Genomic DNA, 17,199 nt, shown 5'->3' on the forward strand with positions numbered 1-17,199 from the left:
GTGGTGCGGACGTGATGCGGTTCAGTCGTAGCGGGCCTCGGCCCTCCAGTGCTGCTCCTCCAACAGGAGCAGCCAGGCGTCACCCTTGTCGTCGAGGACCTGGAGACGGTGGACGCGATGGTGGCCGTCGTCGTCCCACCAGCGTTCGTCGATGCTCCAGGGACCGGCCCAACCGTGGATGACGTGCCAGTCCGAGAGGGCGAAGAACCGTGCTGGTGCTGCACTCACGGTGCTGCGCTCGTCGACGGCCACAGTCTGACCCGTCGCGTCGACGACCTCGACCGGCACGGCGGTGTCGAAGACGGTCGACGGAGCCGCTCCCGGGATGGTCCCGGGCCACGGCCGGTTCCGACGTTCGGCCACGGCCGCCTCACCACCCGGCGGAACGCTGCCCCAGGGGACGAGGATGCGGCGGTCGAGGAGGAGGCGGCCGCCGGACGGCACCGCGGTCACGACGCCATCGTGGCCGAGCATGCTCTGGACGCGGGCGAGTCCGCTGTGGATACGTTCGTCCGGTCCGCTGCCCCAGAGTCCTTCCTCGTGTTCCGCAGCGTCGTCGAGGGTCTCCGGGACGACCTCGACGAGTTCGACGGGGGAGGCGAGTCCGTGATCGATGTCGGACGCGCCCTGCAACTGCCAGCGCACGCGATCGAGGACGTCGCCGGCGGTGAACCAGCGTGGGTGGAGCCAGGTGCGGGTGGAGCGCTCCCCGCGCTCGCTCCGCATGCTGATCGTGATCGCGGTGGTCACGAGGCCGGCCTCCGCCAGGCCGGTGATGAACCGTTCCGCGGACTGCCGGAACCCGAAGGTCAGCTGGTCGATGCGGTCGAGCGGGGGCTCGAAGGCGATCGACACGGCCAGCTCTGTCGGCGGCACCCGAGGGACGACGCTTCGGGCGTCCGCGCCGGCTGCGAGGCGGTGCGCTCGGGCGCCGTCGGGGCCGAAGCGGTCGCGGACCTCGGTCGCGGGCAGTGCGCCGAACGCCCCCAGGGTGCTGATCCCGAGCCGGTGCAGCAGTGAGCTGAGTTCGGGGCGCCCGAGGGTGGACAGGGGGAGTGGGGCCAGGAAGGCGGGAGAGGCCCCGGAGGGGATGGCGATGATCCGGGAACCGTCCTGCTGGAACGCGGTGGACCTCGCGGCCTGCTCCGCGGCGAAGGGGCCGTCGGCGATGCCGATCCGTGCATCGGGGACACCGAGCTCGTCGAGACGGGCCAGGAGGACCTCTGCCGCAGCCGACTCACCGCCGTAGTATCTGCTCGGTCCTCGGGATCGGATGGCGCAGAGCCCGGCCCGGAAGGGCTGGACGCCCGGCATGAGCTCCTCGATGCCGAGGAGGATCGGCTCGAAGGCGCGGGTGTCGACGACCGGGTCGTAGTCGGCGGTCGCCAGTTCCGGACAGCGGGCCTCGGCCTCGCGGACACGGAGTCCACGCCGCACTCCTGCTCGACGTGCGCTGGCGTCGCAGGCCAGGACCTCACCATGCTCGACCAGGGCCAGCGGAGCGTCGGCCGTGTCCTCGGACAGCGTTCCAGAGAGTCGTGCCGCCACGATCGGCCAGTCGGGACACCAGAGGACCATGGTGCGCTCGACCGGTCCCGCAGGCGGTTCGGTCGTCATCGGTTCACGACCATCGGGAGCCGGACGACCGTGTCGTCGTCGAGGAGGCCGGAGCCGGCGAGCGGTGCGGTGCGACCCTCGGTCGATCCCAGGGGCAGCGTCAGGTGCGCGGTCCTGGGTCGGCCCGCAGCCCCCTGGCCGAGCATCGAGCTGACGGTGAGTCGCCGATGCCGGAGATGTCCGTGCCCCGCCCCGAGGCCGCTCCAGGAGCTCTCGGTCACGCGCAACGTCGCATCGCTCTGCGGCCAGGAACCGAGGACGATCAGTGCGGCCTCGCGCTGCCGGAGGCGAGCCGCGAGTCTGGCGGCGTCGCTCGGGGCGATCCGTCCGGGAGGCGCTGTGATGAGCACGCCGGCGACGTCGGCCATGGCCGCGGTGACCGTGAGCCAGTCCGGACCGGGCTGGGGGACGAGGACGAGTCGTTCGAGGTCGATGCCCATGGAGGCCGCCGCCTCCACGCCGAACGACGGGAGACCGATGACGGCGCACCAGGTCCCGGCTGCTGACGGCCCGGCCATGAGCGACATGGCGAGCGCCGTGGAGCCGAGCACGGAGTAGCTGCCTCCGGCCTGGAGGGCGCCACCGGGCAGGAGCCGGGAGAGCTCAGGAGCGGTCGGCAGGGATCGGGTGTCGAGGCGCGTCCCCTGCATCCGCTTGATGCGCCCCTGGAGTTCGTGCAGCTCGGTCGCGGTGTCCGCCCTGACGGGGGAGTCGACGAGTGCGCGGAGGGCCATGGCTCAATATTCGAACATATCTTCGAACAAGTCAACCGGCTCGATCCGGTCTCGACGACGACTGACGGATGACTCGACCATGGTCCGGTATCCCACCGACACGCGGTCCGCGGTGTCAGCGGCGCCCGGTACGCTGGGCCCATGTGCGGACGTTTCGTCGTGACCGAATCCACCGAGGAACTCATCGAGCTCTTCGACATCGACCACGCGGCTGCCGAGCTGCCCGGGCCCTCGTACAACGTGCGCCCGACCGAGCAGATCCCGATCATCCTCGACTCGGTGAAGACGGGGCCGGCGGTCCGCCGGCTCGAATCGGCGCGGTGGTCACTCGTGCCGTCGTTCGCCACCGAGCTGAAGAGTCAGTACCCGACCTTCAACGCTCGCGCGGAGGAGGTCACCACCAAGCCCACCTTCGCGCCATCGGTCAAACAGAAGCGCGCATTGGTCCCCGCCGCCGGGTACTACGAGTGGCACACCGAGGGCGCGACGAAGACCCCGTACTACGTGCAGACCGCTGGTGGTGAACCGATCGTCTTCGCGGCCCTCTACTCGTGGTGGCGCGACCGCTCGCGACCGGACGACGACCCGCGGCGTTGGGTGCTGAGCGCGACCATCCTCACGCGGCCGGCGGTCGGTCCCTTGCAGGAGCTGCACCCACGGACGCCCGTGACGCTGCCTCCGGAATGCTGGGACGCCTGGCTCGATCCGCACCACGAGGCCGACCAGGACGAGGTCGACGAGATGGTGTCCGCAGCGACCGACGTCGCCGAGCAGCTCGTCTTCCACCGGGTGGCGCCGTTGCAGGGCGATGGACCGGAGCTCATCCTCCCCGTCCAGGAGTAGCCGCAGGAGAGTCGGCCGGATGCACGGAACGGAACCGCCCCGGAGACACGAAATCTACCCCGGACACACAGAACCGCCGCTGACGCGAACGTCAGGGGCGGTTCCCGGTGTCTCAGACGCGAGGGCTGGAATGACCGGCCGCTCGGATCGTCAGCTCCGACTGATCAGAGAATCAGAGGGGGCGGATGTTCTCGGCCTGCAGGCCCTTGGGGCCCTGGTTGGTCTCGAACTCGACCTTCTGGTTCTCCTCGAGCGAGCGGTAGCCGCTCGTCGCGATGGCGGAGAAGTGTGCGAAGACGTCGGCGCTGCCGTCGTCAGGAGTGATGAATCCGAAGCCCTTTTCGGCGTTGAACCACTTCACAGTTCCAGTTGACATGTATTTCCTCTTTCATGAGTGACCGTTCCCGACTTTCGGGCCCGTTCGTCGCGGTGTTCTTTGCTCGCTCCTCAGAAAAGCAGCGTATCCATCGGTGGAAACGCGGCTTGAAATACCTGCGCAACACAACAACTTCGATCCACGTTAGCCCATCTCGGCTCGAAACGGCAGCCGATCATGTAACGGATTGGCCAATTCCGCATCTTTTTCCGACATTCGTCGTGATGCCTGGGTATCTCCAGCGGATCTCGCGGTGTGCGGTGATTCCCCAGCCGTCGACCGTAGGCTGAGGCCATCTGCAGAGCTCATGCTCGCCCGAGCGTCCGCTCACCATCCCGGCTGGGAAGTCGACACGATTCCTCCGGAGTGCCCATGTCAACTGAAGCCATCCTCGGCCCGGTTCGTGCCACGAGCCCCCGCAAGCCCGGCGCTGCGAACGTCACCAGCTCCTACTCGTCGCTGTTGAAGACGGTTCGCGAAGCAGGACTCCTCCGCCGCCACCGCACGTTCTACATCCTCACGTTCTCGTTCCTCGTGATCGCGCTCCTCGGCTGCGTCACCGGCTTCGTCCTGCTCCGCGAGTCGTGGTTCCAGTTGCTCATCGCCGGCGCGCTCGGCATCATCCTCACCCAGTTCGCCTTCCTCGCCCACGAGGCATCGCACCGTCAGGTCTTCGATTCGGGCCGGGCGAACGACCGCGCCGGTCGCTTCCTCGCTGCGGGCATCGTCGGCATCAGCTACTCGTGGTGGATGACGAAGCACACGCGCCACCACGCGAACCCGAACCAGGTCACCAAGGACCCCGACATCGAGATCGACACGATCTCCTTCATCGAGGAGGACGCGGCGAAGGCCAAGGGCCTGCAGGCGCTGATCACCCGGAAGCAGGGCTACCTCTTCTTCCCTCTCCTCATGCTGGAGGGCATCAACCTCCACGCGCTGTCCTTCAAGACCCTCTTCGGTCCGGGCAAGGTCGACGGCCGCGCCGCCGAGATCAGCATGATCGTCGCCCGCGTCGGTCTGTACCTGGCCGCGATCTTCCTCTTCCTGCCCGTCGGCATGGCGTTCGCGTTCCTCGGCGTCCAGCTCGCGGTCTTCGGCGTCTACATGGGTGCGTCCTTCGCGCCGAACCACAAGGGCATGCCGATCATCCCGGCCGACATGAAGCTCGACTTCCTCCGCAAGCAGGTGCTGACCTCGCGCAACGTCCGCGGCTTCGGCATGGCCACCTTCATGGGCGGCCTGAACTACCAGATCGAGCACCACCTGTTCCCGAGCATGCCTCGCCCGGCTCTGGCCCGTGCTCGCGTCATCGTTCGAGAGCACTGCGAGACCCAGCAGGTGCCGTACACGGAGACGACCCTGCTGCAGTCCTACGCCATCGTCATCGAGTACCTCAACCGGGTCGGACTCTCAGCCCGCGACCCGTTCGACTGCCCGGCGGCGGCGAACTTCCGCCGCCGGTAATCGATCGGTCTCAGACCTCGAGCGTGTCGAGCGGGGCGAGCGGGTAGTAGGTCCCGCCGCCCTGTTCGGTCGCCCACTGCAGGCGGTCGTGCGACATGCTCTGTCCCGGCCCTGAGAGCACCATCTCATGCGTCCCGAACGCGCGCTTCGGCGCGACGGCGGTGACGAAGTCCATGCCCTCGGAGATCTTCATCCACGGTGCACCGGCCGGCGCGGCCAGGAGGTCGACGTCGACGCCCTCGGGGACGGCGAAGGAATCGCCGGGGTAGTACACGAGGTCGTTGATGAGGACGCCGACGTTGTCGATCACCGGGATCGACGAATGGATGACCGCGTGGGTCCCGCCGAAGAACCGGAGCGTGAACGGCCCCGCTTCGACCACGTCTCCCGGGGCGACGACGGTGATGTCGTACCCGTCCGCGGCGGCGGCGACACCGGCCGGTCCGTAGAGGACGGCCTCCGGGCTCGCGGCGAGGATGCGGTCGAGGTGCTCCGCGGTCCAATGGTCGGGGTGCAGGTGCGTGATCAGGACCGCCGCGGTGTGCTCCACATCGGCGATCGGCGACGTGAACGCGCCCGGGTCGACGATCAGCTTGGCGCCGTCCGTCTCGAGGAGGAATGCTGCATGTTCGAACTTCGTGAGTCTCATAGGACGAGTGAATACCGTGGGAGCGCCGGGGGCAACCCGGTCGTCCGGGTATCCAGCCGCCGTGGGCCTGTCAGAATCGGCAGGTGACCACGCAGCCCCGACGCATCGGCGTCGCCATCAACCCGACCGCGTCGTTCGGCTCGACCCGAGCCGTCGGCCCGATGGTGCTCGACGCCCTCGAGCAAGCCGGGCACCGCGTCGTCCGCCTGCAGGAGCGGACCGTCGGGCAGCTCCGGAGCGCGGTGCAGACGGCGATCGAGACCGGGTTGGACGCGCTCGTCGTCGTCGGTGGCGACGGCATGGTGAGTCTGGCCGTCGAGGCGGTGCGTGACTCGGGCCTGCCGTTCGGCGTGGTCCCGTCCGGTACGGGCAACGACATCGCCAGGGGACTCGGGATCCCGCTGGGGGATCCCGCAGCCGCGATCGCGTCCCTGCTCCGTGCGCTCGAGGGTGGGCCGCGCGTGATCGACGCAGGCACGGTGACGGACGGCGAGCGGACGACCTGGTTCGTCGGTGCGGTGTCCGCAGGCTTCGACGCCCTCGTCAACGAACGGGCGAACCGCATGCGACGGCCGCGCGGGCGCAGTCGGTACACGATCGCGATCCTCCGTGAGCTCCTGGCCCTGCGCCCCCGCCGGTACGAGCTGACCGTGGACGGGACGCCGGAGACGGTCGACGCCGTCCTCCTCGCCGTGGCGAACAACACCTCGATCGGTGGTGGCATGCTCATCGCGCCGCAGGCGGACCTCGCCGACGGCCGATTCGACCTGTTCGTCGTCGCACCCGTGTCCCGGTTCCGGTTCCTCCGGCTGTTCCCCAAGGTCTTCTCGGGTGCCCACACCGGCCTCGACATCGTGCGCCTGTCGCGGGTCCGTTCCGTCTCGATCGCCGCGGACGGCATCACGGCCTATGCCGACGGGGAGCGCATCGGTCCGCTGCCGGTCACGATCGACGTGGTCCCCGGAGCCCTCCGCGTCCTCGTCTGAGCCTGTCCGCCCGACCGTGAGCACCGCGCGACACGCCCGTCGGATGCCGCTGGTGGCCTCGATTTGTACGGCTCGAAATCGTATGGCATACTCATATCCGTTGCTTACGGCCCCATCGTTTAGCGGCCTAGGACACCGCCCTCTCACGGCGGCAGCACGGGTTCAAATCCCGTTGGGGTCACAACACCGAACGAAGCCTCGCTCTCCTGAGTCATCAGGGAGCGGGGCTTCGTTCATTCGGCGGCTCGAGCGTGCCCCGGGATGTCCACGCAGGCCCTCCAGGATGCGCGGAAGGCAGGGCCCGCACCGATCTCGCCGAGCGCCGCTGCGTGCTAGCTTGGCCGGGTGACCGTGAAGCAGAAGCGCCGCGCTCCGGCGACAGCCGCAGTCCTGATCCTCGCCGCGCTGCTGACGGGGTGTTCCATCCCGGTGACGGGGGAGGCAGTGGCCGGCGGTGCGGGCCCGGTCGTCGACGTGGCCGGCGGCACCGACGACACCCTGCGCAAGGACTTCGACGCGAGCCCCCAGGAGGTCAACGACTACTGGACCGAGGACAAGTTCGGGGGAGCGACGGCACCGGACCTGAAGCCGGGCGAGGACACGCTCACGGGTGACCAGGCCACCGGGGTGGTCGTACACCCGAGTACCGGCGTCGGTCCCGACGTCGACGTCAAGGCCATCGCCCCGACAGCGGCCGGCGATCCGTACCCGGCGACCGGACTGGCGGCGGCGACGCAGGGACGTCTCTACTTCTCCATCGGCGGCGCCACCTACGTCTGCTCCGCGAGCGTCGTCAACGCTCCGACCATGGACCTCGTCCTGACGGCGGGTCACTGCGTCTGGGACACGTACGGCAAACAGCTCGCCGAGAACATCATCTTCATCCCGGCCGACGCGGCCAACGGCCAGACCCAGCCCTACGGGCAATGGGCCGGGGTCAGCACCTACGTGCCCGACGAGTTCACGAGTGAGGCGACCTCGGACGCCAGCGGTGCGACGAGCGGCAACGGCTGGGCCTACGACTTCGCCTTCATCCGACTCGCTCCGAATGCTGCAGGCCAGAAGATCCAGGAGGTGACCGGCGGACAGGGCATCTCCTTCGGTACCCCGCCTGAGGGCATCACCGTGATCGGCTACCCGTCGGCTGCCCCGTTCGACGGGCAGTCGCAGCGCTACTGCGCGAGCCAGGCCGCCACCAAGGGTTATGCCGGCTACCGGGTCGACTGCCTCATGACCCCGGGTTGCTCGGGCGGCGGCTGGCTCACCCGGCTGGATCCCGCCACCGGTGCCGGGTACGTCACCTCGGTCACCTCGCGCGGCGACGGTTCCTGGCTCGAGGGCCCCGTCCTCGGACAGCGGGCGCTCACCCTGTACAACGACGCTCTGGCGGAGGGGTCATGACCGCCAGCACGAGCATGACGCGACACCGGCGGCGGATCGGCGCCGTGGCCCTGGTCGGGAGCGCCGCGCTCGCGTTGAGCGCCTGCACGACGCCCGGATCGGCGTTCCCCGACGCCGCCGCCCAGCAGGGCTACATGCAGGATCTCGCCGAGGCGAGGTTGGAGCTGCTCTCGGCCCAGATCGGCCAGGCGCCGGACGTGATCGGGTCGGCTTACGTCCACGCCGTCTCGGGAGACCTCGAGTCGCATGAGAACGACTCGGTGGTGCTCTTCGGCGACCCGACCGCGTCGTTCAGCCAGGACAAGGGCTCGGCCGACGGCGACACCGTCGACATCTATCACCAGGCGGGAGTCGACTACGACCTCCTGCTGCTCGGCGGTGAACTCAAGGAGCTCGCGCCCACGGAGTGGGTGGCCGTCCAGACGCAGTACGTGGCTGACGAGGACGCCGAGGGTTCGCTCGGGCCGGCCTGCGTCTACCCCGGTATCTCCATCGCGTGCGACATCTACAGCGCGGTCGAAACCACTCGCAGCTCGGGGGACGGCGCGCTCAGCAGCGTCGTCGTCTCGATGCGCAACGACGGCTCCTCGCAGATCTCGACGAGCGCGAGCCTCGAGAGCGTGCTGGCCGTCGGGACGCTGTTCGACCTCCCGGACGACCTCGTTTCGTCGTTCAGCGAGGACGACCTCGCGACGCTCCTCCCGGTGACGATCTTCCAGAACGCCGAGGGCGGCCTCGTGAAGATGGAGTTGAGCGGGACGGTCGACAGCAAGACGACGCTGCAGTTGCAGGCCGGCTTCGAGGTGTCGGGCACGTCGACGCTCGAGGACCTGCCGACCGCACCATCAGGATTCGACGTGACGGTGATCCCGGCGGCCGATCAGGCCGCGTTCTGGGATCGGATCGAGGAGTTGAGGAAATGACCGACGACCAGAAGCCCGAGGACCTCGGAAAGCCCCCGGTCGGCGGCCCCCTGCGCCCCGACCAGCAGCCGCCGGGATTCCCCGACCCGAACGCACCCCGCCTGGAGTTCGGACCGGGAAGCCCGCAGCGTCAGACGCCGCCGCAGAACGGTGCACCCCAGAACGGCGCGCCGCAGGGTCAGAACGGACCGCCGCAGGGCGCCCCGTCGCAGAACGGCCCGTCTCAGCCGTCCGCGCCTGGTCAGACCGGTGGAGGGCCTCGTCCGCAGGGAGGCGCCCCCGGGCAGCAGTCCAACGGTCCTGCGCCGCAGCCGCCCGCCCAGCCCGGAGCGCCGTTCACCGGCGCACCAAGCGGGCAGCCGTGGGCGCAGCAGCAGCAGCGGCCCTCGAACGCAGGTCCGAACCAGCAGCCGCAGCAGCAGGGGCGGCCAGGCGGTCCGGACGGGTTCCGGCCCCCGACATCGAATGGTCAGCCCGGTCACACGCCCGGGGGTCCTCAGCAGGGTCAGGCCCCCGGACAGGCTCCGCAGGGACGTCCGCTCGGCGCGCCGCAGGGCCAGCCGCAGGGTCAGCCTCAGGGGCCACAGGGTCAGCCGCCCTACGGTCAGGCACGCCCGACCGGGCCACAGCCCTTCGGTCCGGGACAGGCGCAGCACCCGAACGGCCCGTTCCAGCCAGGTCCACAGCAGCATGGATCGCAGTCCGGTCCACAGCAGACCGGTCCGTTCCGTCCCGGCCCCGAGTACGGCGTCGCGGGCCAGCAGCCTGCTCCGAGCCGGAAACCCGCGCGCAAGCCGCTCGGGCGCAAGCTCTGGATCGGCGTGCTCATCGGTGCGGTCGCCGCATCGCTCATCGCCGTCCCGCTCACCCTCCTCTCGGTCGGTCGCCTGTTCACGCCGATGCTCGACCGCGCCTCGGTGCAGACCGGTGTGGCCGAGGTGCTCAAACAGGACTTCGGCCTCGCGGACGTCGAGAAGGTCGAGTGCCCGAGTGACCAGCCGGCCACGACCGGGACGCAGTTCGAGTGCACGTTCTCGTACAACGCGAAGAGCTACCCGGTGGCCGTCGAGGTCATCAACGACCAGGGGCAGTACCGCGTCGGGATCGACGCGCCGAAGTAGCACGGTGTCGGCGCCGACGTCCCCTCGAGCGACGACGGTACCGACGTCTTCGCCACGGACCGGGTGGTACGCTGGGCGAATGTTGTCCGGGCTGCTCCTCCTTCCCAGCCGCGACGAGGCCTAGTTCCAGGCTCCCTCGTCGCGGAGGTCGCTGACGCCTGACCACTCATCGTTTGAAGGAATTCCACGACATGTCGCAGCTGAACGCCGATCCGTCCGTCCCGAGCATTCCCGAGCATCCACGCACGCTCGCCGAGAAGGTCTGGGACGACCACCTCGTCGTCAAGGGTGAGGACGGCACGCCCGACCTCATCTACATCGACCTGCACCTCGTCCACGAGGTGACGAGCCCGCAGGCCTTCGACGGCCTTCGCCTGGCCGACCGGCCGCTGCGTCGCGTCGACCTCACGATCGCGACCGAGGACCACAACACCCCGACGCTCGCGATCGACAAGCCGATCGCCGACCTCACCAGCCGTACGCAGATCGAGACCCTCCGTCGCAACGCCGCGGAGTTCGGGGTGCGGATCCACTCCCTCGGCGATCTCGATCAGGGGATCGTGCACGTCGTCGGGCCGCAGCTCGGCCTCACGATGCCCGGGATCACGGTCGTCTGCGGCGACTCGCACACCTCGACCCACGGCGCCTTCGGGGCCATGGCCTTCGGTATCGGCACCAGCGAGGTCGAGCACGTCATGGCCACGCAGACGCTGCCGCTGAAGCCATTCAAGACCATGGCGATCACCGTCGAGGGCACGCTGCGGCCGGGGGTGACCGCGAAGGACATCATCCTCGCCGTCATCGCGAAGATCGGCACCGGCGGCGGGCAGGGCTACGTCCTCGAATACCGCGGCTCGGCGATCCGTGCGCTCTCCATGGAGGGCCGCATGACGATCTGCAACATGTCGATCGAGGCCGGAGCCCGCGCCGGCATGGTCGCCCCGGACCAGATCACCTACGACTACCTGCAGGGTCGTCCGCACGCACCGACCGGAGCCGACTGGGACGAGGCCGTCGCCTACTGGGACACGCTTGCGACCGACGAGGGCGCCGCCTTCGACGCCGAGGTCTTCCTCGACGCCGACACGCTGGAGCCCTTCGTCACGTGGGGCACCAACCCCGGACAGGGCGTCTCGCTGAGCGAGAACGTGCCCGACCCGGCGGCCATCGCCGACCCGAACGAGCGGTCCGCCGCCGAGCGCGCCCTGGAGTACATGGCGCTCGAGGCCGGCACTCCGATGAAGGAGATCCCGGTGGACGCGGTCTTCATGGGCTCCTGCACGAACAGCCGGATCGAAGACCTGCGGGCGTTCGCATCCATCATCGAGGGCCGCACGAAGGCCGAGGGGGTGCGGGTCATGGTGGTCCCGGGTTCCGCCCGGGTTCGGATCGAGGCGGAGGCCGAGGGGCTCGACAAGATCATCACCGACTTCGGTGCGGAGTGGCGGTTCGCCGGATGCTCCATGTGCCTCGGGATGAACCCCGACCAGCTCGCTCCGGGCGAGCGCTGCGCCTCGACGTCGAACCGGAACTTCGAGGGCCGTCAGGGCAAGGGTGGCCGCACGCACCTCGTCTCGCCGCTCGTCGCCGCGGCGACCGCCATCCGTGGAACGCTCTCCAGCCCGGGCGACCTCGAGGTCGAGCCCGGTAGACACGCCGCCACCGAGCAGGAAGGCGTGCACGCCTGATGGACAAGTTCACGACCGTCACCGGCATCGCCGCTCCGATGCGACGCTCCAACGTCGACACCGACCAGATCATCCCCGCCGTCTACCTGAAGCGGGTCACGAAGACCGGCTTCGAGGACGCGCTCTTCGCGGGGTGGCGTCAGGACCCCGACTTCGTCCTGAACCAGCCCGTCTACGAGGGTGCCAGCATTCTCGTCGCGGGGCACGACTTCGGCACCGGCTCGTCGCGTGAGCACGCCGTGTGGGCCTTGCGGGACTTCGGGTTCAAGGTCGTCGTGTCGTCCCGCTTCGGCGACATCTTCCGCGGGAACTCCGGCAAGCAGGGCCTCCTGGCCGCCCAGGTCACGGAGGAGGAGCTCGAGCAGCTCTGGGCTGCGATCGAGGCCGCCCCCGGCACCGATTCCGTCGTCGACCTCATCTCCCGGACCATCACGGTCGGCGATCTCACGGTTTCGTTCCAGGTCGACGATTACACTCGGTGGCGGCTCATCGAAGGACTCGATGACATCGGGCTGACGCTCCGTAGCGAGGAGCAGATCACCGCATTCGAAGCCCGGCGGCCGAACTGGCTGCCCCGCACCATTCCCGTCAAGTAGCAAGGCAGTAGGTACCGGTTTGAATTCACTCGTCCAGGCGTCACAGGCGGCAGGCTCGTCGGTCGGACTCGATGTCGACCGCATCACGATCAACGGCGGAATCCCGCTCCGGGGCCGCATCGAGGTCAAGGGTGCCAAGAACCTCGTGACCAAGGCGATGGTGGCGTCGCTGCTCGGCGAGAACGTCAGCGTCCTGCGCAACGTGCCGAACATCAGCGATGTCCGGGTGGTCCGCTCCCTGCTCGAGATCCACGGCGTGGACGTGACGGAGGGCGAGAACCCGAACGAGCTCCGCCTCGACCCGACCAACGTCGAGTCCGCCCACATGGAGGAGATCGACGCGCACGCCGGCTTCTCCCGGATCCCGATCCTGTTCTGCGGGCCGCTGCTCCACCGCCTCGGGGCGGCGTTCATCCCCGACCTCGGAGGGTGCCGCATCGGCGACCGCCCCATCGACTTCCACCTCGACGCGCTCCGCAAGTTCGGCGCGGTCGTGGAGAAGCTGCCGCAGGGCATCCGTCTCTCAGCTCCGAACGGCCTCCACGGGACGACGGTGCACCTCCCGTACCCGAGCGTCGGTGCCACGGAGCAGGTCCTGCTCACGGCGGTCCGTGCCAAGGGCACCACGGAGCTCAAGGGTGCGGCGATCGAGCCGGAGATCATGGATCTCATCGCCGTCCTCCAGAAGATGGGCGCGATCATCTCCTACGAGCCGAACCGCGTGATCCTCATCGAGGGCGTGGACAAGCTCGAAGGGTACGACCACACGGCCATCGGCGACCGCAACGAGGCAGCGAGCTGGGCGTCGGCCGCGCTCGCGACCGACGGCGACGTCTTCGTCGGCGGCGCGAAGCAGCAGGACATGATGACGTTCCTCAACATCTTCCGCAAGGCCGGTGGCGGGTTCGACATCACCGACGACGGCATCCGGTTCTACCGCAAGGAGGAGCTGAAGCCCGTGGTCATCGAGACCGACGTGCACCCCGGCTTCATGACGGACTGGCAGCAGCCCCTCATCGTCGCGCTGACGCAGGCGACGGGCGAGTCGATCGTCCACGAGACCGTCTACGAGAACCGGTTCGGCTTCACGGACGCGCTCAACACCATGGGCGCGAACATCGTCGTGCACCCCAACGGGCTGTCGGGTACGCCTCGTCGCGTGCCGCGGCGCAACCTCGAGCAGGCCGCCGTCATCAACGGCCCGACGCCGTTGCACGGTGCCGACATCGAGGTACCCGACCTCCGCGGTGGCTTCAGCCACCTCATCGCGGCGCTCACCGCCGAGGGCAAGTCGACGGTCAGCAACGTCGGCATCATCAGCCGTGGGTACGAGAACTTCATCGTGAAGCTCCAGCAGCTCGGTGCTGACTTCGTCCTCGAAACGAAGTAGTCCGCCGTGGGGGTGGAACGGTCGAGGCCGTCGATCTACTGGTTGCTGTCATCGATCGCGATCCCGCCGTTCAGTGCTCTCGTCAAGCTCCACGTCCGGCACGGCGAGCGCCTGCCGCAGGAGGGGCCGTTCATCCTGTCGCCCAACCACGACAGCGAGTTCGACCCGCTGATCATGGGCGTGGCCGTCTGGCGGCTCGGGCGACAGCCCCGCTTCATGGCGAAGGGCAGTCTGTTCACGGTCCCGGTGGTCGGATGGCTGTTGCGGAAGTCCGGACAGATCCCCGTCGAGCGCGAGGGTTCCGCCCGCGGCATGGACCCGGTCAGCGCTGCAGCGCACCTGACCGAACGCGGTCAGGGCGTCATCGTGTACCCGGAGGGTTCGCTCACCCGCGACCCGGGTCTGTGGCCGATGCGTGGGCGCACCGGCGCGGTCCGGATCGCCCTCACGCACGGCCTGCCGATCATCCCCGCCGCGCACTGGGGCACACAGGAGGTCATGCCTCGGTACGGCAAGCTGCGGGTGTTCCCCTTGCGGAAGCGCGTCGAGGTCGCCATCGGCGAGCCGGTGGACCTCTCGGCCTTCATCGGGCGGCAGCTAGACTCGAAGACGCTGAACGAGGCGACCGAGGTCGTCATGCAGGCCATCACCGCCCTCTGCGAGGAGCTGCGCGGTGCCCAAGCTCCCGCGGAGCGTTGGGATCCCTCGAAACACCAGCAGAAGGAGACAGGCCGCTTTGAGTCCTAGGAACGTTCCGCAACCACCGGCCGCCACGAGGGTCGCCGTGCTCGGAGCGGGCAGCTGGGGCACGACGTTCGGCAAGATCCTCGCGGACGGTGGCTCCGACGTGGTCATGTGGGCCAGGCGACCCGAGCTCGCTCGCGAGATCACCGAAGCCAAGCGCAACAGCGACTACCTGCCCGGGATCAATCTGCCGATGCGGATGACCGCGACCGCGAGCATGGTCGACGCCGTGCGCGGTGCCTCGGTCGTGTTCCTGTCCGTCCCGAGCCAGTCCCTGCGCGACAACCTCATCGCGCTCCGTCCGCCCCTCGAGGACGGCACCCTCGTCGTCTCGCTCATGAAGGGCGTCGAGCGTCGCAGCGGATCCCGGATGAGCGAGGTCATCCGAGAGACCCTCGACATCGACCCGTCCCGCATCGCCGTCGCCTCGGGCCCCAACCTCGCGCTCGAGATCGCCCGCGAGCAGCCGACGGCCGCCGTGATCTCCTCGGAGAGCCTCGAGACGGCGCAGACGGTCGCGCTCCTCGCGCGCAACCGGTACTTCCGCAGCTTCGTGAACACCGACGTGATCGGTACCGAGTTCGGCGGTGTGCTCAAGAACCTCATCGCCGTCGCGATCGGCATCGTCGACGGCGTCGGCTACGGCGAGAACACGAAGGCGTCCATCATCACCCGTGGGCTGGTCGAGATGACCGACTTCGCGGTGGCCCACGGCGCGCAGCCGGAGACCCTCTCGGGCCTGGCCGGGCTCGGCGACCTCATCGCGACCTGCCAGTCGCCGCTGTCACGGAACAACACGGCGGGGCGTCTGCTCGGCCAGGGGTATCAGTTCGACGACGTCGTCAAACAGATGCAGCAGACCGCGGAGGGGCTCGCGTCCGTGGCGCCGGTGCTCGAGCTGGCCAAGGCGAAGGGGGTCGCGATGCCCATCGTCGAACAGGTCAAGCAGGTGCTCGACGGCACGCTCGACCCCAAGGACATCGCACCGCACCTCACGACCGACGACGACGAACCCCAGGGGGAGAGAAGCAACGATGACGCACAAGACCGGAGTGGTGGTGCTCTTTGGAGGCCGTTCAAGCGAGCACTCGATCAGCTGCGCAACGGCGGGCGGCGTCCTCGCCGCGATTGACCGCGAACGGTACGACGTCTACCCGGTCGGGATCGCCCACGACGGCTCGTACGTCCTCGAGGTCGACGACCCGAGCCGGTACGCGCTCGACCCCGCCCACCTGCCGGAGGTCGACCCCTCGCGGCCGGCCGTGCGCTGGCCTGAACGCGTCGGCAGCCGCGAGTTGACCGTCGTCGGGGAGGACGGCGTCCCGTTCACCCTCGGCCCCGTCGACATCGTCCTCCCGATCCTCCACGGTCGGTTCGGCGAGGACGGCACCGTGCAGGGCATGCTCGAGCTCGTCGACCTCCCGTACGTCGGCTCCGGCGTCCTCGCGTCCTCGCTCGGCATGGACAAGCACTTCACGAAGACGGTGCTCCAGGCCGCCGGGATCGCCGTCGCCCCGTGGGTGCGGTTCACCGCCCACGACTGGGCCACGGCACCCGAGGAGGTACTCGCATCGCTCGGGTCGCTCGGGTCACCGGCGTTCGTGAAGCCGGCGCGAGCCGGTTCGAGCGTCGGGGTGTCGAAGGTGTCGACGCCGGACGCGTTCCGTGCGGCGATCGAACTGGCACTCGCCGAGGACTCGACCGTGCTCGTCGAGACCGGTCTGGTGGGCCGAGAGGTCGAGTGTGCGGTCCTCGAATCCCTCCCCGGCGAGGCGCCTCGCGTCTCGGTGGCCGGCGAGGTCGTCGTGACCGGACGCGACTTCTACGATTTCGAGGCGAAGTACCTCGACGCCCCCGGTATCGAGCTCGTCTGCCCCGCCGACCTCCTTCCCGAGCAGTTGTCGGAGATGCAGGACCTCTCTCGTCGGGCGTTCGAGGCGTTGGGCTGCGCGGGGCTCGCCCGGGTCGACTTCTTCCTGACTGCGGACGGCTTCGTCGTCAACGAGGTCAACACCATGCCGGGGTTCACCCCGATCTCGATGTTCCCGAGCTGCTGGTTGGCCTCGGGGCTCAGCTACCCAGAGCTCATCACCGAGCTGATCGAGGTCGCCCGCGCCCGTTCCTGAACGGCGTGGTCCCGGGAACGGTCAACCGTCGGTGGGGATCGGGAGTTCGGCGTCGCCGAGGGCGGTGCACTTCCCGGTGACGGGGAGCACGGACACGGCAGGCGCCAGGTCGGCCAGGACGGTGCTGCTGGCGACGGCATCGCCGTCGAGCACGATCTCGACCGCGGGCGTGCGCCCGAAGGTCGTGAACCGGTAGTTCGGCGCGTCGGTGTCGTCGATGATCCAGTCGACGCCGTTCACCGACTGGCATTGCTGCGTGGTCGGGCCGGGGATCGCGACGCCGCAATGCAGGAGGACCGTCGCGGGATCGCCCCAGGCGCCGGTGGCCTGGGCGTCGGTCCCTCGCTCGGGCAGTTCGGCGACGGCGTCGGGGAGACGCACCGTGACCTCCGCGCACTGCGGGTTGTTCGCGTCGGCGGCGGGTTCGAGCGCGACGGCGGGCGCGCACCCGGCCAGGGCCAGGGTTGCGGCTGCGGCGAGGGCGGTGGCGAGGAGCACACGAATCGGGGACATCGCACACCAGGCTACCGTTGATCCC

At 69.0% G+C, this 17,199-nt stretch carries 17 protein-coding genes and 1 tRNA gene; 13 read left to right on the forward strand and 5 right to left on the reverse strand.

The window, feature by feature from the left end:
* Positions 1-21: 21 nt before the first annotated feature.
* Together BWO91_RS07940 and BWO91_RS07945 are read right to left on the reverse strand one after the other, a co-directional pair.
* Complete coding sequence (locus BWO91_RS07940) at positions 22-1,617, reverse strand: DNA polymerase Y family protein (RefSeq protein WP_079002217.1); 1,596 nt, start codon at positions 1,615-1,617, stop codon at positions 22-24.
* Entirely contained in the window at positions 1,614-2,351 is a 738-nt protein-coding gene (locus tag BWO91_RS07945) for a hypothetical protein (RefSeq protein ID WP_193555816.1), read from the reverse strand. The genes BWO91_RS07940 and BWO91_RS07945 overlap by 4 nt, the downstream gene beginning before the upstream one ends.
* A 141-nt stretch (positions 2,352-2,492) precedes the next feature.
* Between BWO91_RS07945 and BWO91_RS07950 the strand changes: the two genes are divergently transcribed.
* Positions 2,493-3,194 carry an SOS response-associated peptidase gene (locus tag BWO91_RS07950; RefSeq protein ID WP_064296286.1) on the forward strand — a complete coding sequence of 234 codons (702 nt, stop codon included), beginning with the start codon at positions 2,493-2,495 and terminating at the stop codon, positions 3,192-3,194.
* Positions 3,195-3,366: 172 nt separating this feature from the next.
* On the opposite strand, the gene BWO91_RS07955 is transcribed toward BWO91_RS07950, so the two are convergent.
* Positions 3,367-3,570 carry a cold-shock protein gene (locus BWO91_RS07955; protein WP_056006986.1) on the reverse strand — a complete coding sequence of 68 codons (204 nt, stop codon included), beginning with the start codon at positions 3,568-3,570 and terminating at the stop codon, positions 3,367-3,369.
* A 372-nt stretch (positions 3,571-3,942) separates the two neighbouring features.
* Between BWO91_RS07955 and BWO91_RS07960 the strand changes: the two genes are divergently transcribed.
* Positions 3,943-5,037, forward strand: coding sequence for a fatty acid desaturase family protein (locus BWO91_RS07960; RefSeq protein WP_071260911.1), 1,095 nt, complete (start codon positions 3,943-3,945; stop codon positions 5,035-5,037).
* Positions 5,038-5,047: 10 nt separating this feature from the next.
* Here BWO91_RS07960 and BWO91_RS07965 read toward each other — a convergent pair whose 3' ends face one another.
* Positions 5,048-5,686: an MBL fold metallo-hydrolase gene (locus BWO91_RS07965; RefSeq protein WP_064296288.1), complete on the reverse strand. Its 639-nt coding sequence runs from the start codon at positions 5,684-5,686 to the stop codon at positions 5,048-5,050.
* An 83-nt stretch (positions 5,687-5,769) separates the two neighbouring features.
* Between BWO91_RS07965 and BWO91_RS07970 the strand changes: the two genes are divergently transcribed.
* The 11 genes from BWO91_RS07970 to BWO91_RS08020 all read left to right on the forward strand — a co-directional run bounded on the left by BWO91_RS07970 (position 5,770) and on the right by BWO91_RS08020 (position 16,661).
* Complete coding sequence (locus BWO91_RS07970) at positions 5,770-6,672, forward strand: diacylglycerol/lipid kinase family protein (RefSeq protein ID WP_079002219.1); 903 nt, start codon at positions 5,770-5,772, stop codon at positions 6,670-6,672.
* Positions 6,673-6,780: 108 nt separating this feature from the next.
* Positions 6,781-6,853: transfer RNA gene (locus tag BWO91_RS07975), tRNA-Glu, on the forward strand.
* Between the two features lie 164 nt (positions 6,854-7,017).
* Positions 7,018-8,073 carry a trypsin-like serine peptidase gene (locus BWO91_RS07980; RefSeq protein WP_079002221.1) on the forward strand — a complete coding sequence of 352 codons (1,056 nt, stop codon included), beginning with the start codon at positions 7,018-7,020 and terminating at the stop codon, positions 8,071-8,073.
* Positions 8,070-8,996, forward strand: a complete 927-nt coding sequence (locus BWO91_RS07985; protein WP_079002223.1) for a hypothetical protein — start codon at positions 8,070-8,072, stop codon at positions 8,994-8,996. Before BWO91_RS07980 ends, BWO91_RS07985 begins: the two co-directional genes overlap by 4 nt.
* Positions 8,993-10,117, forward strand: coding sequence for a DUF4333 domain-containing protein (locus BWO91_RS07990; protein ID WP_079002225.1), 1,125 nt, complete (start codon positions 8,993-8,995; stop codon positions 10,115-10,117). Before BWO91_RS07985 ends, BWO91_RS07990 begins: the two co-directional genes overlap by 4 nt.
* A 191-nt stretch (positions 10,118-10,308) precedes the next feature.
* A complete protein-coding gene (gene leuC / locus BWO91_RS07995; RefSeq protein ID WP_064296292.1) occupies positions 10,309-11,805 on the forward strand; it encodes a 3-isopropylmalate dehydratase large subunit in 1,497 nt (498 codons plus the stop codon).
* Positions 11,805-12,401: a 3-isopropylmalate dehydratase small subunit gene (gene leuD / locus BWO91_RS08000; RefSeq protein ID WP_079002227.1), complete on the forward strand. Its 597-nt coding sequence runs from the start codon at positions 11,805-11,807 to the stop codon at positions 12,399-12,401. Before leuC ends, leuD begins: the two co-directional genes overlap by 1 nt.
* Positions 12,402-12,420: 19 nt before the next feature.
* Positions 12,421-13,791, forward strand: a complete 1,371-nt coding sequence (gene murA, locus BWO91_RS08005; protein ID WP_064296294.1) for a UDP-N-acetylglucosamine 1-carboxyvinyltransferase — start codon at positions 12,421-12,423, stop codon at positions 13,789-13,791.
* A gap of 6 nt (positions 13,792-13,797) precedes the next feature.
* On the forward strand, positions 13,798-14,538 hold the full coding sequence (locus BWO91_RS08010) for a lysophospholipid acyltransferase family protein (RefSeq protein WP_153303416.1): 741 nt from the start codon (positions 13,798-13,800) through the stop codon (positions 14,536-14,538).
* 37 nt (positions 14,539-14,575) lie between these two features.
* Positions 14,576-15,667 (forward strand): NAD(P)H-dependent glycerol-3-phosphate dehydrogenase, encoded by a 1,092-nt coding sequence (locus tag BWO91_RS08015; protein WP_240555733.1) that lies wholly within the window; start codon positions 14,576-14,578, stop codon positions 15,665-15,667.
* Positions 15,570-16,661 (forward strand): D-alanine--D-alanine ligase family protein, encoded by a 1,092-nt coding sequence (locus BWO91_RS08020; RefSeq protein WP_064296297.1) that lies wholly within the window; start codon positions 15,570-15,572, stop codon positions 16,659-16,661. Before BWO91_RS08015 ends, BWO91_RS08020 begins: the two co-directional genes overlap by 98 nt.
* 21 nt (positions 16,662-16,682) lie before the next feature.
* Here the strand turns inward: BWO91_RS08020 and BWO91_RS08025 are convergent, their stop codons facing one another.
* Positions 16,683-17,174, reverse strand: a complete 492-nt coding sequence (locus BWO91_RS08025; protein WP_079002232.1) for a DUF3515 family protein — start codon at positions 17,172-17,174, stop codon at positions 16,683-16,685.
* Between the last annotated feature and the right edge of the window lie 25 nt (positions 17,175-17,199).

The sequence above is a fragment of the Plantibacter flavus genome, assembly GCF_002024505.1.
GTDB lineage: Bacteria > Actinomycetota > Actinomycetes > Actinomycetales > Microbacteriaceae > Plantibacter > Plantibacter flavus_A.